16 protein-coding genes and 1 riboswitch are annotated in these 15,000 nt (G+C 43.1%); of the genes, 5 read left to right on the forward strand and 11 right to left on the reverse strand.

Translation table 11 applies throughout. From position 1 onward, the window contains the following. Positions 1–211 precede the first annotated feature (211 nt). Together GTW09_RS12895 and GTW09_RS12900 are read right to left on the reverse strand one after the other, a co-directional pair. Positions 212–622 carry a hypothetical protein gene (locus GTW09_RS12895; protein ID WP_071980438.1) on the reverse strand — a complete coding sequence of 137 codons (411 nt, stop codon included), beginning with the start codon at positions 620–622 and terminating at the stop codon, positions 212–214. A gap of 246 nt (positions 623–868) precedes the next feature. After that, positions 869–1,816 carry a pyridoxal-phosphate dependent enzyme gene (locus tag GTW09_RS12900; RefSeq protein ID WP_163112220.1) on the reverse strand — a complete coding sequence of 316 codons (948 nt, stop codon included), beginning with the start codon at positions 1,814–1,816 and terminating at the stop codon, positions 869–871. Between the two features lie 180 nt (positions 1,817–1,996). On the opposite strand from GTW09_RS12900, the gene GTW09_RS12905 reads away from it, so the two are divergent. The 3 genes from GTW09_RS12905 (at position 1,997) to GTW09_RS12915 (ending at position 3,982) form a co-directional block, all read left to right on the forward strand. After that, positions 1,997–2,557, forward strand: a complete 561-nt coding sequence (locus tag GTW09_RS12905; protein ID WP_239059388.1) for a chalcone isomerase family protein — start codon at positions 1,997–1,999, stop codon at positions 2,555–2,557. An 86-nt stretch (positions 2,558–2,643) separates the two neighbouring features. Then, on the forward strand, positions 2,644–3,195 hold the full coding sequence (locus GTW09_RS12910; RefSeq protein ID WP_163112221.1) for a DUF3833 domain-containing protein: 552 nt from the start codon (positions 2,644–2,646) through the stop codon (positions 3,193–3,195). 38 nt (positions 3,196–3,233) lie between these two features. Next, positions 3,234–3,380, forward strand: a riboswitch (yybP-ykoY riboswitch). A gap of 41 nt (positions 3,381–3,421) precedes the next feature. Continuing rightward, positions 3,422–3,982 carry a manganese efflux pump MntP gene (locus tag GTW09_RS12915; RefSeq protein WP_163112222.1) on the forward strand — a complete coding sequence of 187 codons (561 nt, stop codon included), beginning with the start codon at positions 3,422–3,424 and terminating at the stop codon, positions 3,980–3,982. Positions 3,983–4,212: 230 nt separating this feature from the next. On the opposite strand, the gene GTW09_RS12920 is transcribed toward GTW09_RS12915, so the two are convergent. From GTW09_RS12920 to aceK, 3 genes are all read right to left on the reverse strand, one after another. Beyond that, entirely contained in the window at positions 4,213–5,637 is a 1,425-nt protein-coding gene (locus GTW09_RS12920; RefSeq protein WP_163112223.1) for a sensor histidine kinase, read from the reverse strand. Further along, positions 5,634–6,314 carry a response regulator transcription factor gene (locus tag GTW09_RS12925; RefSeq protein ID WP_071980434.1) on the reverse strand — a complete coding sequence of 227 codons (681 nt, stop codon included), beginning with the start codon at positions 6,312–6,314 and terminating at the stop codon, positions 5,634–5,636. Before GTW09_RS12925 ends, GTW09_RS12920 begins: the two co-directional genes overlap by 4 nt. Before the next feature lie 136 nt (positions 6,315–6,450). Next, on the reverse strand, positions 6,451–8,181 hold the full coding sequence (gene aceK / locus GTW09_RS12930; protein ID WP_163112224.1) for a bifunctional isocitrate dehydrogenase kinase/phosphatase: 1,731 nt from the start codon (positions 8,179–8,181) through the stop codon (positions 6,451–6,453). 200 nt (positions 8,182–8,381) lie between these two features. On the opposite strand from aceK, the gene GTW09_RS12935 reads away from it, so the two are divergent. Continuing rightward, positions 8,382–8,780 carry a response regulator gene (locus GTW09_RS12935; RefSeq protein ID WP_071980432.1) on the forward strand — a complete coding sequence of 133 codons (399 nt, stop codon included), beginning with the start codon at positions 8,382–8,384 and terminating at the stop codon, positions 8,778–8,780. A gap of 45 nt (positions 8,781–8,825) precedes the next feature. Here the strand turns inward: GTW09_RS12935 and arsB are convergent, their stop codons facing one another. The 6 genes from arsB to GTW09_RS12965 form a co-directional block, all read right to left on the reverse strand. Then, positions 8,826–9,851, reverse strand: a complete 1,026-nt coding sequence (gene arsB / locus GTW09_RS12940) for an ACR3 family arsenite efflux transporter (RefSeq protein WP_163112225.1) — start codon at positions 9,849–9,851, stop codon at positions 8,826–8,828. Positions 9,852–9,901: 50 nt separating this feature from the next. Continuing rightward, on the reverse strand, positions 9,902–10,630 hold the full coding sequence (gene arsH / locus GTW09_RS12945) for an arsenical resistance protein ArsH (RefSeq protein WP_163112226.1): 729 nt from the start codon (positions 10,628–10,630) through the stop codon (positions 9,902–9,904). Then, positions 10,630–11,097 (reverse strand): arsenate reductase ArsC, encoded by a 468-nt coding sequence (locus GTW09_RS12950; RefSeq protein ID WP_163112227.1) that lies wholly within the window; start codon positions 11,095–11,097, stop codon positions 10,630–10,632. Before GTW09_RS12950 ends, arsH begins: the two co-directional genes overlap by 1 nt. A gap of 75 nt (positions 11,098–11,172) precedes the next feature. Then, positions 11,173–11,496 (reverse strand): metalloregulator ArsR/SmtB family transcription factor, encoded by a 324-nt coding sequence (locus GTW09_RS12955; RefSeq protein ID WP_163112228.1) that lies wholly within the window; start codon positions 11,494–11,496, stop codon positions 11,173–11,175. A 277-nt stretch (positions 11,497–11,773) separates the two neighbouring features. Then, positions 11,774–12,436, reverse strand: a complete 663-nt coding sequence (locus GTW09_RS12960; protein ID WP_239059389.1) for a protein-tyrosine phosphatase family protein — start codon at positions 12,434–12,436, stop codon at positions 11,774–11,776. A 187-nt stretch (positions 12,437–12,623) separates the two neighbouring features. Beyond that, positions 12,624–13,781 (reverse strand): S-(hydroxymethyl)glutathione dehydrogenase/class III alcohol dehydrogenase, encoded by a 1,158-nt coding sequence (locus tag GTW09_RS12965; RefSeq protein ID WP_071980426.1) that lies wholly within the window; start codon positions 13,779–13,781, stop codon positions 12,624–12,626. A 186-nt stretch (positions 13,782–13,967) separates the two neighbouring features. On the opposite strand from GTW09_RS12965, the gene GTW09_RS12970 reads away from it, so the two are divergent. After that, positions 13,968–14,846: a LysR family transcriptional regulator gene (locus GTW09_RS12970; RefSeq protein WP_163112229.1), complete on the forward strand. Its 879-nt coding sequence runs from the start codon at positions 13,968–13,970 to the stop codon at positions 14,844–14,846. Positions 14,847–15,000: the final 154 nt, after the last annotated feature.

Genomic DNA, 15,000 nt, shown 5'->3' on the forward strand with positions numbered 1-15,000 from the left:
CTAATAAATTTTTGCTGAATGCTAGCAGACACCGGCAATTTGGCAAGTAAAGTCAGTGTCTACCAAATTAAATAGTATAAAATTCTACGTGAAAGGTTCAAAACGTTATGAATGTTTTATTGTATGGGCAGTAAATAGCGCGACCATTTCGGCCGCGCTCATTCTCCGTTATAGCTTAAGTCCAAACTTAACACTACTTGCGGCCTCGTGTTTATGGGGCTGCCGTGCTAATTGGTGGTGAAATTACGATAGAGCCGTCTACTCTGTAGTAAGGATAAAGAAGCAGATGTTCACCTTGGTCTGGCGATGAGGTGACCACGGCAATAGCGTCCATATTCTTGCTATCTTGTGTATTGACGGTGGCGGCATAAACAAGAACGCTGTAGCTATTGCTACCTGTGGTCGCGTCAATGATGCGCCATTGCAACTGTTCTATAAGTTGCGACTCACGTTTACTTTCTTTTGTCTCGTCTGCAAACACACACCCTGTGCGACCATCTTTGTTTATGGCTGCGAAGGGGTAAAATACGTCGCTGATAGGAAGCATAACTTCACATATTTTAAGCGACTTGGAAATGAGTTCTTGCAAAGGGGTTGGCAATGTAACTGGTCGGTCGATCATGGTATATCTCCTCAGAGTTAGCGTTGCTTGCGATACCTAAAGTATCTTCACTGATAATTTTGAATAATGTTTACCTTTAACTTTTTCCGTATTTTTCTTTTGTACACGTTTACATTTGTCTTTACGTTTCTCGAACGTCTTTAGTTTAGTAACAGAAAAACTAATGCAAGTAAAACTGGTTTTGAATATTAGCTGCGCTAGGCTGCGTTGCTTTCATTTGAACTTATTTGTACTTATTCACATAGCCTAAGGCCTTGAGCCTTGCAGTCCTCCTGTATGCACTACCACTAGTGTACTTCCTTTTACAAATGCCCCTTGGCCCAGCATTTTCTTAAGCGCAAAGAATACCTTGCCCGAGTAAACAGGCTCTATGGCTATACCCGTTTCGCTTTTAAATTGGTGACAAAATTCAGTTAAATAAGCTGGAGCTTTAGCGTAACCACCGCAATGGTATTCGTGCTCTATGTGCCAGTTATGATTGTTTTTACTCAAAAATTTGGCAACCAGAGATTCTAAATAATCTTGCCCTTTTAGTACGCCAATGCCGACAACGTGTTGATGCTTTTCTACTGCGCTTACAATGCCTGCCATGGTTGCCCCGCTCGCAACTGGCGTAATAATAGTGTGGTAATTGGTACCGATTTCGTTATCAATTTCTGTTACTAAATCTGAAACACCCGCTAATGCCTGAAGCTGACTTCCACCCTCAGGAACTATTTTCGCGTTGGGGTAGCGACGCTTTAACGTATCAAGATACTCTGATGTATCTCTCAGTTTGTACGTGGCTTTGTCTACGTATTCTATGTTTGCATTCCACGCGATAAGGTCATTTATCATGGGCGTTGGCGACGATGAATAGTTACCGCGAATAATAACGGTAAGCGGTATCGCTAGTTGATAACACACATAACCCAATGCATGCAGGTGGTTTGAAAAACCACCACCAAAACTGATGAGCCTGATAGAATCTTCAGTAGGTAAAGAGCCCTCAGCCCGCGACAAGCCACTTAGATCAACAAACTCTCGAATAAAATGTTTGAGTTTACGCCATTTATTGCCGGAGATGACGGGATGTATTTCGTCATCACGCTTTATATAAATAGTGACATCTGACGCACCAGGCCAATTAGGTGTAAATAACTCTAGAGGGGATGGCTGAACAAGTGTTTGTTCCAGCAGGGTTAACTTATTCACAAGGTCCGCTACCGTGATTGATCATTCGCTACAGGCACGCAGTATAACTATTACATTGGCAATTCAAAATAATGCCAAACCCAAGCAGAGGTAAAATGAGACAGCTGATGCAATTTACACAGCATGAGAGCATTGTAAAACGCTGTTTTGATTAATACGGACGTTTTTAAGGTAGAAATTATGAATTCAAAATTAGTGTCTGGTTACAAAAGAGCCAATCGTTTCAGTCTTATACTAATGAGTTTAATGTTTATGAGCGCATCATTCGCAGCCAGTGCATCTTTACCCAAAGAAGTTGCCAAAAATGTCCCAAACGCCGCGGTAGTGGGGCAGGACATGTTTACCTACTATTTCTTTGATGTTTATGAAGCAACGTTATTCGCTCCGCAAGGTAAATACGACAAAGACAAACCACTAGCCCTTACACTGAAATATCAAAGAAGTTTAGACGGTAAGAAAATTGCCGAGCGCTCGATAGATGAAATGCAAAAACAAGCCAGCTTAGATTCAGAAAAATCAAAGCGCTGGTTACAAGACATGATAAATATTTTCCCCGATGTAAGTGAGGGTGACGTCATTACGGGTGTGGCCACAGAAGAAGGGAATGCACTTTTTTTCTATAACGGGGAAGAGGTAGGGGAAGTAAAAGACCCAGAATTTACCCAGAAGTTTTTTGATATTTGGCTGAGTGAAGATACTTCAGAACCAAAGTTTAGAAAGGCACTTTTAGGAAAAAATTGAGATAAGGGCTTTCAAAAGCCTTAGTGCAGAAATGTATTTTCACATCACTATTTTTCACACAATATTTTTAAGATAACAGGTTAATTATGAATACATTTAAACGAGCAGCTTACGCATTGGTTGGAGTTGGGGTTACTGCCTTTACATTAAGCGGTTGTTCAGTCTCGGTTGATGGCAAAGATTATGCGTCTGTCGAGCCTGCATTTAATATCGAGCAGTTTTTTGACGGCGACGTAAAGGCATGGGGCATTGTACAAAACCGCTCTGGTGAAGTAGTACAGCGCTTCAAAGTGGATATCGACGGTTCTATTGACGGTGACACGTTAACGCTGGATGAAAGCTTTGTTTACGGCGTAGGCGAGGGGCCCACTCAACGCACTTGGAAGATTGTTAAGCAAGGTGACGGTACATTTATCGGCAGAGCTGGTGATGTGAAAGGCCCGGCAACTGGCACGTCTTATGGCAACGCCTTTAATTTCCACTATGAAATGGATTTGCCAGTAGATGATACTACCTATTCAGTAACTTTTGATGATTGGTTTTGGGCGTTCGACGAAACTACTATGATGAACCGCTCGTATATTCGAAAGTTTGGCATAGTCATGGCTGAAGTCACCATATTCATGCAGAAGCAGTAAGCATAATCACATTGTCTTGAAAGGGCTTTTTGTATTAACATAGAGCCCTTCGTTGGGGAGTAGCCTGTTTCCATCTTATATGGAAAAGTTTGTATCAACATAATTGGTCACATTACCATGGTACAGACACCTCTCGGTTGGCGAGACCATCGATAATTCCATGCCCTAAGGTCAGGCGTGTGGTTTTTATCGTGGACTCAATAATGCCTGACCGGAGTTAAAAAATATGACTATCTTCGCCCTCATTCTCCTTGCCTTTGCCATGTCTACTGATGCTTTTGCTGCTGCAATAGGCAAAGGTGTGAAAATAAAGCGCCCTCGTTTAAGCTATGCTATTAAGATTGGTTTTATATTTGGCGTAATAGAAGCGTCCACGCCCGTCATTGGATGGTTTATAGGGCGTGCTGCCGCGTCTTTTGTAGAAGCTTGGGATCATTGGGTTGCATTAATCATTTTGTCTGGATTAGGCGTTTACATGATACTTGAAAGCCTTCAACCTGCTGATGATGAGGACGATCGTGGGCAAAAGCAGTCATTACTTTTATTATGTTTTACTGCTTTAGGTACAAGTATTGATGCGATGGCAGTGGGGGTTGGCCTTGCTTTAGTTGATATCAATATTGCCCTTGCTTCGGCACTGATTGGTTCTGCAACGTTTTTGATGGTAACGGTGGGTATTATGCTAGGCAGCGCAATGGGCTCTTTGATAGGTAAACGGGCAGAAACATTCGGCGGGATAATTCTTATTGCCGTGGGCATTTGGATTTTCGCCAGTCACACGCTTTGACATTCTTTAATTCACTCAGTGCAGTGTTCACCTACGCTGTTATGTTATTCAGTTGTCCAGTTGTCTATATAAGGCGCTAACTATGCATTGTTCGCGTAGTTAGTGCTTCAATAGCAAACAATAACGGGTTATGCCAACACTGATTAAAGCTCAAATCGCTACAGTACCGCTAATTATTGCAGCGAAATGTGGGGCTCGACTAAGAAGTATCAACGTCTAAATCTTACAGCTTAAAGCTTAAAGCTTAAAACAACGCCCAAACCCGAACCCTGCATCAGAGGGTCGTGAACAAACCACACTTTGCCGTCATGTAGCTTCACAATAGCGGAAACAAGAGACAGGCCTAATCCATTTCCCTTACTGGTTCTGCTGCCATCGGCGCGATAAAAGCGTCTTTCCAAGCTTTCAAGCTCATGCTCTCCCACACCCATACCAGCATCGTTAATTGAAATGACATGGTGGGTTTTGGTAGACGTGAGTTGTACCACCACACGACTGCCATCGGGTGAGTATTTTAATGCGTTATCAAGCACGTTAGCCACGGCTTGAAATAGCAAATTCGGATCGGCTGTCATAGAAACTGGATTTAGTGCGCTGGTGAGGGTGATCTTTCTGTCTTCAGCTAGAGGGTGATAGAGGTCGACAACATCTTCAACAATGGCGCGAACATCAGTTTCGCAAAACCCTTCTTTTTTGTTGGTAGTTTCAAGGCCACTTATTCTCAATAAACTATTAAACATATTAAGCAGATTATCTGCTTCATGTGTAGTTTCTTCCCGTAACTTTTCGTCGTCGATTTGCTCTAATGTGTTACGCAAGCGCGCGAGTGGCGTCCGCAAATCGTGAGCAATACTGTCGGTAACCGTTTTAATGTTATTTACAGAGCTTTCAATGGTATCAAGCATGCGATTGAATACGGTAGATAGGCTGCTTAAATCATCCCAGTTGCTGTCTATCTCTAAGCGCTCCTCCAAGCTTCCTGTCTTGATAATTTTATCGGCAGTTTGAGACATTCGGTTAATACGATTGACCACGTAAACTGCAATGGCAAAGCTTAAAACGCTTAACATAGACAGAAGAACAACAATGATCCAGCTAAAGGCTTTTCCAAACCACTGAGCGCTGTATAAATCGTCGATACCTCGTCCCACGGTCAGTGTGTGTTCGCCAAGTCTTACTTCACGAACCAACGCTTGTCTTAGCGTTTTACGATCTCCACTGTTTGGCAACGTAATAACTATTTCCGCGGTATTAAAATTAGCGCGTTCGTGCCTTTCTAGTACAAGAGGAATGCCTGCGAGATTTCCAGCAATAAACTGCTCATCTTTGCTCAGCACGATAAAGGAACGAAGGGAGCGCTCTGCCTCAATAGCATCTGCATTGTTTGCTTGAGAACCGTCGTTAAGGATAGGGTTTTGTGAAAACTGTCCGCTGTCAATTGCTTGCTTTACAGCATCGATCCCCAAAGTTTGATGGACCTGAGAAAGAGCGGCAATTTTTGCGTTAATTGCCGCGGTAGATTCGGTGATAAAAAGATCGCTACTTGTTAATCGCCAAAAGTAAACAATAAGAACAATTGCAACACTGGCCAGCGTAGTGAGCAGCGCGCCAACACGAAAGCTTGAACTTCTCGTGAAGTCCCGTATCGCTATCATGTAGCGTTATCGGCGATGCGGTAGCCTGTGCCTCGCACTGTTTCAATTAATGGAACATTAAATGCCTTATCCACTTTTTGACGCAGACGGCTTATATGTACATCAATCACGTTGGTTTGAGGGTCGAAATGATAATTCCACACCTGCTCAAGAAGCATACTACGTGTAACTACTTTGCCTTTGTGACGAAGTAAGCACTCTAGCAGTTGAAATTCCTTAGACTGCAACTCTATTTCTTGGTCGCCACACAGCACTTTGCGATTCACCAAGTCTAGCGTTAAGTCGCCAAGCTTAATGAGCGTTTTATCGTCACCTTCTTTTGCACGGCCTGCCAAGCCTTCAATTCGCGCCAGTAATTCTTCAAACGCAAATGGTTTGGTTAGGTAGTCGTTAGCACCAGTACGAAGACCGCGTACCTTATCCTCTACCTGGCTTTTAGCGCTTAGCAATAGAACTGGGGTATGGTTATCTGCTTCTCTTAATTTTTCCAAAACAGTAAACCCGTCATACTCTGGAAGCATCACATCAAGAATAACAACGTCTAATTCGTTTGAAGTTGCTTCTTTATAGCCAGATGCTCCGTCACCCGCAGTAATACATTCATGACCTTCGCCTAACAGTCCATTTGCAATGTGCGAGGCAACCTTTGGATCATCTTCTACAAGTAACACTTTCATGATTACACTTCTACTTTTATGTTGAAACGTGGAGTAAGACCGCTATTGGCTTACGGTTTCTTTTACGTGTCAGGAGATAAAAAGCGATCACTTTTACACAACTGAGGCATTATTTCTGCTACAAGTTTTGTCAGTGTTAACTGCGCTTGAAACGCTTGCTTTCTCCGTAAGGCGTAAAGTGCTGAACATCGCCACGCTGGCACTTAAGCTGAACGTTATGCCAGTACTCCGGCGTCATTAAGTCACCATGCAGCGACTTTAGAATATCTTTAAGTTTTCGTTTGCCAACAATGAAGTGTTCGAACTGCTCTGGAAATACATCGGTGGGACCAACGGAGAGTGTGTCGATTGCGTAGGGATCGTCAGATTTTGGAAGCGCGCGAAAATGTCGTTCGTTCATAAGGCAAATTTCGTCGTAGTCGTAAAAAATAACCCGCCCATGTCGTGTGATTCCGAAGTTTTTGTGCAGCATATCGCCTGGGAATATATTCGCCATGGCTATCTGTTTAATGCACATGCCGAGCTCATCTAGCGCGTTTGTTATTTTTTCTTCATCCGTTTCCTGTTGTAGATATAAATTCAGCGGCGTCATTTTGCGCTCAATATACATGTGTTTAATGACTAACTCTGTTTCAGTAAACTCGAGACTTGACGCGCAAGTTGCCTGCAGCTCTTCAATAAGCTCGGGCGAGAGGCGGTCTAAAGGAAACCGGAAATTAACGTATTCATGCGTGTCTGCCATTCTGCCGATACGATCTGACATTTTCACTAGCTTGTAGCATTCTTTAACGTGGTCTCGGGTTATTTTTTTACTCTCTGGAAACTCGTCTTTTATGATTTTAAAAACTACCCCGTAAGAGGGAAGGTGAAATACCATCATTACCAGGCCGCGAATGCCAGGCGCTGCTTCAAACTGATCGTCAGAAGTATCAAGATGTGCAAGAAAGTTACGATAGAAAACCGTTTTGCCATGCTTGTAATGACCCATGGCCATGTAAAGTTCGAAGTGTTTTTTGTTAGGCAACAGCTCCTGTAAAAATGCCGCGACTTCAGCCGGGTTTTGCGTGTCGGCCATAAAGTAGCTTCTCGCAAAGCCAAAAATAACGCTTAAATCTTTTCTATCGGTAAGCAGCGCATCGACAAACATGTTGGGTTCATTGTATCGACGCATAGCAATAACAAAAGGAAGGGTTTCATCTGGCATACAAATACGGCCAATCAGGTAGGCCGCTTTTCCTCTGAAGAAAGTAGGCTTTAATATTTCTACCGCTTGCACGCTAGCAAGCTGAGCTGCTGTCAGTCTTGCCCTTAGAGCGTCTTCCAAATTTTTTAAGTCTCGTTCGTAATCTTCAAAGGGTATGTTGTATCGATAAAGAGAGAAAATGGACTCGTACATCTCTCTTACCGTAGTGGTGGTATCAAAACTATTAATCACTTTATGTCTGTCTTGGCCGGGCAGATAGCAACGGCTTGGCTGTACAAACATCATGTCGTTGTCTATTTTTCGGTGCTTAAATATTCGCCCGATAACTGAGTTGAAGAATGTTTCGGCAAGTTCAAACTGTGGGTGGCCTTCTAACTGCATTGCAAAGACTTTTTTGAGTTCGCGCCAGAATCCATCGTCTTTTTTGTGCACAGAGGTTAAATGATAAATTTCCGCCACTGCGTCAGATAAGCTCTGTTCGTAAATTGTGATGCGTTCTCTTGATGCTTGTTGGGTTTCCTTCCAATCACCTTTTTCAAAACGCTGTTGTGCACCACGAGTTATTCGTGTGAACCACCTGTAACTTTTGTCAAAATGAGATAACACCAAATAGGCCGCTTTTTTGGCTAGTGACGTTTCCTGTACAGACATGGTGCTTTGCATTGGAAGGTTCCTTTGTGCAGGTTCTAAGCATAATTCTACATTTTAGTTAACATCCTATGTTTATCACAAAAACAATACGTAGGCATGGCTAGACGCAGATTTTTTGCGCTAAGTTACCAATAATTAGCGACTTATTTTGTTTTATTATACTTTAGTTTAAGGTAGCTTGTGGTTATGGAAATCAGCAGTAATGGGCCCCGATGAGTTTTAATGTATTAATTTGTGACGATTCCGCGCTGGCGCGGAAAATGATGACACAAAGCCTTCCTGCTGGTTTTACAAATAATACCTTTGAGGTTACTAACGGGGTTGACGCCTTAGAAGTTCTTGCACATCACCCTATAGACCTGATGTTGTTAGACCTTACTATGCCGGTACTGGGCGGATTGAGCGTATTAAGTGAGATAAAACGAAGGGGATTAGAAACCTTTGTCATTGTTGTTTCAGGAAATATTCAGCCAATTAGTCACAGAAAAGTTGCTTCATTGGGAGCACTAGACTTTGTTCCCAAGCCCCTTGAAAGTAAACGGTTACACGAGGTGTTGAAAAAGTTTGGCTTTTTGGAACCTCAAAAAGAAGCTGATGCCCTGGCGATGTAGTGGCCGAGGGCATCAAAATTTTACTGTAGTCTTTCACCTCACCATCTAAGTGGGCGCATGATCAAACCAGTGGCGAGTTTTGTTAGCAAACCAAACCAGGGAAAGCATGACAGGCACCTCCACTAGAACGCCCACTACCGTTGCTAATGCTGCGCCACTGTGCAAACCAAATAGCGATATCGCCACGGCCACGGCCAACTCAAAAAAGTTAGATGTGCCAATCATACAGGCTGGAGCCGCAATATTATGGGGCAGCTTTATTTTCTTCGCGGCAACGTAAGCAATAGCAAAAATACCATAGGTTTGTATGAGCAGCGGCACCGCTATTAGCACTATATCTTGAGGTTGCGCGAGTATAGTGTTGGCTTGTAATCCAAATAAAATAACAATGGTGAGCAAAAGCCCACCAATTGAAAAAGGCTTAAAGCTCTCTACTAATTTTTTGACCGCATCAGAGCCCTTTTTCTCAATACGTTTACGAGTAACGAAACCTGCAATTAGCGGGAACACCACATATAGCGCCACAGACAGAAGCAGCGTGTCCCACGGTACAGTAATATCTGTAACACCAAGAAGAAGTGCCGTTAGTGGTGCGAATGCCACAACCATAATGAGGTCGTTAATCGACACTTGTACAAGGGTGTAGTTAGCGTCGCCTTTGGTAAGATGGCTCCATACAAACACCATTGCAGTGCAGGGTGCAACACCGAGTAAAATCATGCCCGCAATGTATTCAGTGGCGGTTTGGGGGTCTACCATGTCAGCAAAAATAACTTTAAAAAATAGCCAGCCCAACAGAGCCATGGTAAACGGTTTTATTAACCAGTTGATCACTAAGGTAAGCACCAAACCTTTGGGCTTTTTACCTACATCCTTAATTGAGCTGAAGTCAATCTGTACCATCATTGGATAAATCATTAACCAAATTAATACTGCAACTACTAAATTAACGTGGGCATATTCTAGTGCTGCAATAGACTCAAAAAGTTGCGGTGCGGCATAGCCAATACCTACGCCAATAGCTATACACAGCCCTACCCATACGGAAAGATATCGTTCAAAGAAGCCCATTTTTTGTACCTGTTATCGTTGTTTTGCTAGAGATAAATGATAAATACTGTCTATTTTTGATTAACACGTTTGCTTACCTCTTCAGCACTTTCAACTCGCTCTGAATAACGGTCGACTAAAAATGCGCTGTTGTCTCTTGTGAGTAGCGTAAATTTCACCAACTCTTCCACAACATCTACAATGCGGTTGTAATATGCGGAGGGTTTCATACGACCGTCTTCCTCAAATTCAAGGAAAGCCTTGGCAACGGAAGACTGATTGGGAATAGTCACCATGCGCATCCAACGGCCCAAGATTCGCATTTGGTTTACCGCATTAAAAGACTGTGAGCCGCCACTGACTTGCATAACTGCTAAGGTTTTACCTTGGGTCGGTCGAATGCCACCCATGTTGAGAGGAACCCAGTCAATGATGCTTTTCATAATGCCCGTTATGCTTCCATGACGTTCTGGAGAACACCAGATTTGACCTTCAGACCAAATCATAAGGTCGCGCAATTCTTTCACTTTCGGGTGGTCGGCATCTTCAGTATCAGGCTGCGGAAGCCCTTTGGGGTCGTACACTTTCGCTTCGGCGCCAAAATATTCTAAAAGTCTGGCCGCCTCTTCTATCACTAAACGGCTGTAAGAGCGTTCACGCAGCGAACCATAAAGCAAAAGAATGCGCGGTTTGTGTGAGGAAAATGAGGGCGAAAAGTCTTCCGCTACTGGCTTGTGCATTTTATCTTTTTGAATATTTGCAGAGGGCAAGGTTTCATCTTGTAAAGCTGCTTTTGTCATTAGCTTGCCCCCAATGAAAGCAGTTCGTTTTTAAGTTGCTCTTGGGATAGGTTTTTCTCAGAGATCGCAGTTAAAGCCGAAACTCGCTGTTCAATAAGCTCAATGGTGTGATAAAACGCTTCGGCTTTATCTTGCTCGCTGCCCTCTAACTTAGATGGATCTTCTAATCCCCAGTGTACTTTTAATGATTTGCTAAAATAGAGTGGGCAGCTTTCTCCCGCTGCAGAGTCGCACACGGTAATAACTAGATCGGGCTCGAAATCTTCAAATTCATCCCAAGACTGACTCTTTAGCCCCTCTACGTTATACCCTTTTTGCGCTAAGTATTTCAGTGAAAGGGGGTGTACCTCGCCAACGGGCTGACTTCCCGCACTTCTCGCCTGCAATTTACCTGAAGAAGTATTTGAGATAGCTTCGCAAAGAATGCTTCGGCAACGGTTATGTGTGCAAATATAAAGAACTTTCATTGTAATCCTTTTTACCTAGTGAGTAGAGAGCTCATGCAGCACGCAATGGGCCGCAATGGTATTAAAAACACTGCTTCAACAAATAGACTGGCAGCAGCTCAGCTTTGATTTTGCTTCGCTTATATAATTAGGGTTTTCTTTTGCCGTCGAGGCAATCACTTCAAGTGCCCATGCTGGTAATGCTGGGTTAATTTTGTAATAGACCCACTTTCCTCTGCGCTCATCGACGACGAGTTCACACCTGCGCAAATCCGCAAGGTGTCTAGATATCTTTGGCTGACTTAACTGCAAAGCTTCGGTTAAGTCGCATACGCAAAGCTCGTCTGCAAAACTTAGTAAAAGAAGTGTTTTTAGCCGAGTATCTTCAGACAGGCACTTAAAAAAACTCAGAGGAGACATAGCACAATTCATTTAGCAGTCACCGTTATATTACATATATGAAATATCGTATGTGTTAATGGTATACGGAAAACCATATGTGTCAAATCATATCTGAAATTTCATATGTTTTATTTTGAAACAGCTACTAATCTGAAAAAAGCAACACAGCCTGGGTATATATTAAAAAGTAAGAGAAGAGAAATAGGTGTGATAAAAGAGGTATTAGCTAACGCCAAATAAATAAAAGAAGCTTGAGCAACGCACTCAAGCCTCTTTTTTCAAATGCTAAATGGCTCTAGCTTGAAGGCTCAGGAATGTATGCATCGAAAGACATAGCCACTTGTGTGTCGTTTATGGCGTTATAGTGGGCAATTACATTATCCATAAACTGATACCAGGTTGGGTTTGGCTGCCAAATTGATAATAAATCTTTTTTCGCGATAGCTTCATCTTCGCCAAGCACATTCACTCGATATAAGTAGGTAAAAGATGCGCCGCGCCAGTTAAGCTTGCAATGAGTGAGAACTTTATCTGATTTTTGGTCAACGCCCTGCATAAAAGCTGCATAGTTTAAAAAGTCTGCAAGCTCAGGCTTTTCCCAATCAACCGGCACATTGAAATATGTTAGTCCTATTTCTGAAGCACTTACAATTTCTTGAGAGCGATCGCCAGGGATAAGGTCTACTACGTGAGAGACCCCCTGATTTTTCAACAGAGACAAATGTGTTTTTGCAGGCAAACCCGATGAGTACATAAAGTCGTTATTGGTTTGGAGGTTGGTAAGAGAGGCTAGGCTATCTATCTTTTGAGCGCTTAGCTTTTGCTCGTTTGAGGCTTCTTTCCCTTGCTCTTGAGAGACTGCGATAGCAGAAAAGGTAACGACAAATAATGTGGTTGCCAAAAGAGAAGATTTTAATAAACGTCGTGACGGAGTTTTTCTTAATGCAAATGAATTCATAGAGCGACCTTAAGGGTTAATACATACGCTGGTACCCCATTAACACTATCGTATTATAAAGAACTAACAAGTTTTTCTGAGTGCTAAAGCAAAACAGCCCGTCACGTTTACTTGGCGGGCTGTCTTACTATATTTTTTGCTAGATTGTCTACTTGAAACTAGTTGCGGCTCCTATTGGAGAGCGCCGCTATTTATCCATGTGTACAACAGAGCGAATGCTTTCGCCTTTATGCATGAGGTCGAACGCGTCATTGATTTCATCAAGACCCATGGTGTGGGTAATAAACTCTTGCAGGCCAAATTCACCGTTTAAATACTGCTCTACAATACCTGGCAGCTGAGAGCGACCCTTCACGCCACCAAAAGCAGAACCGCGCCATACCCGTCCTGTGACTAACTGGAATGGGCGAGTAGAGATTTCTTGGCCAGCACCTGCTACACCAATAATAACCGACTCTCCCCAACCTTTATGACAGCACTCAAGAGCAGAGCGCATGACATCTACATTACCTATACACTCAAATGAGTAATCAACACCACCATCGGTGAGTTCCACAATAACGTCTTGAATGGGCTTGTCATAATCTTTGGGATTGATTAAGTCTGTTGCGCCTAGCTGTTTCGCTAGTTCAAACTTGCTTTCGTTTATATCGATACCAATAATGCGCTTTGCGCCAGCCATTCGTGCACCAATTATTGCAGATAAGCCAATGCCGCCTAAACCGAAAATAGCGACGGTATCGCCTTCTTGCACCTTCGCCGTATTCAATACTGCACCCATGCCGGTGGTAACGCCGCAACCTAACAAGCAAACTTCTTCAAGAGGTGCAGTTTTGTTTACTTTAGCCAGTGAAATTTCGGGTAAAACAGTAAACTCAGAAAAAGTAGAGCAACCCATGTAATGATAGATAGGCTCGCCGTCTTTAGAAAAGCGACTTGTGCCGTCTGGCATTAGCCCTTTTCCTTGAGTAGCTCGCACTGCTTGGCATAGGTTTGTTTTGCCCGAAGTACAAAACTTACACTCTCCGCATTCCGCTGTGTATAGTGGGATAACATGATCGCCAACCTCGACGCTAGTTACGCCCTCGCCAACCATTTCTACTACACCACCGCCTTCGTGACCGAGTACTGAAGGAAATACACCTTCAGGATCTTCGCCAGAAAGCGTAAATGCATCGGTATGACAAACGCCGGTTGCCTTGATGCGAACTAAAACTTCGCCTTTCTTCGGCAACTCAACATCTATTTCTTCCATCTTAAGCGGTTCGCCGGGCCCCCATGCTACCGCGGCTTTCGATTTAATATGGGTTTGACCTTCGCTTAATGAATCTTTGAACGAGCTCATACTGTTACTCCTATCATTACGGGTGAGTTGATGTTCGTGCTAGTAGAGCAAGTATAGGAGAGGAAGCCACACAGATATATACAGATTTAGTAAATCACTATTTCCTATTTGTAATAATAAACCTATCATTACTACTTTAGGGCGTATTTTTGCGCATAGGGTGCAGGTGGCGAACGTAGGAGAGAAATGAAAAATTTAGACGGTATTGTTGAGTTTTGTAGCGTGGCTAGCGTAGGCAACTTTACTGGTGCCGCCAATAGATTGGACACCTCGGTGGCACAGGTGAGTAGAAAAGTAGCGACCTTAGAAAAGCGTTTAGGGGTGAAGTTGCTTCATCGCACCACGCGTAATGTCTCTCTGACAGAGGCGGGAAAGCTGTACTTTGAACAAACAAACCCTGCGCTATCTGTGTTAGAAAACGCGCAACTGTCTGTAAGCGCATTACAGCAATCGCCACAAGGACTAATAAAGCTAACCGCTCCTGTCGCCTTCGGTGAAGCGTTTATCGCGCCTTTGCTCAATCGCTTTCTTGAAACGTATTCTGGCATAAGCATACAGTGCGCATTTTCAAACGATACATTAGATATTGTCGAGCAAGGCTTAGATTTGGCAATACGTATTGGGAAACTGGAGGATTCTTCGCTCATCGCAAAAAAACTGGCTACCCGTCAACTTTATGTGTGTGGCAGCCGTGAATACCTTCAAAATAATTCAATACCCACGTCACTCGAAGATTTAAAACAGCACAGTTTACTTGTTGGCTCTCAGCCTTACTGGCGCTTTTTAATCAACAATGATGTTCAAACCGTTAGTGTTAGCGGCAGAGTACGATATAACAGTGGAAACGCCCTAAAGGCTGCGGCAATTAACGGACTAGGACTTACGCAATTACCTGGTTTTTATGTCAGAGATTCCATTGCACAAGGACAGCTTGTGGAGGTCTTACCAGATTACAAAGACAAGCAAGAGGCCATATGGGCGGTATTTCCTTCTAATCGTAATGTGGCACCCAAAATTCGATTACTTGTTGATTTTTTGTCGGAAAACCTGACAGACGACAGATAAGGCATGGCAAAAATTCATGTTTTATACCTAAAAAGGAAATGATTTTACTTAAGTGTTGCACAAACTGAAATACAGTGTGGTGAAAACTGCGGTTGACAGATAGACGTCTATACGGCAAATTGAAGCCATGAAAAAGATTCTAGCGATTCGCACC

The organism is Alteromonas hispanica, assembly GCF_010500915.1.
GTDB classification, from domain to species: Bacteria; Pseudomonadota; Gammaproteobacteria; order Enterobacterales; family Alteromonadaceae; genus Alteromonas; species Alteromonas hispanica.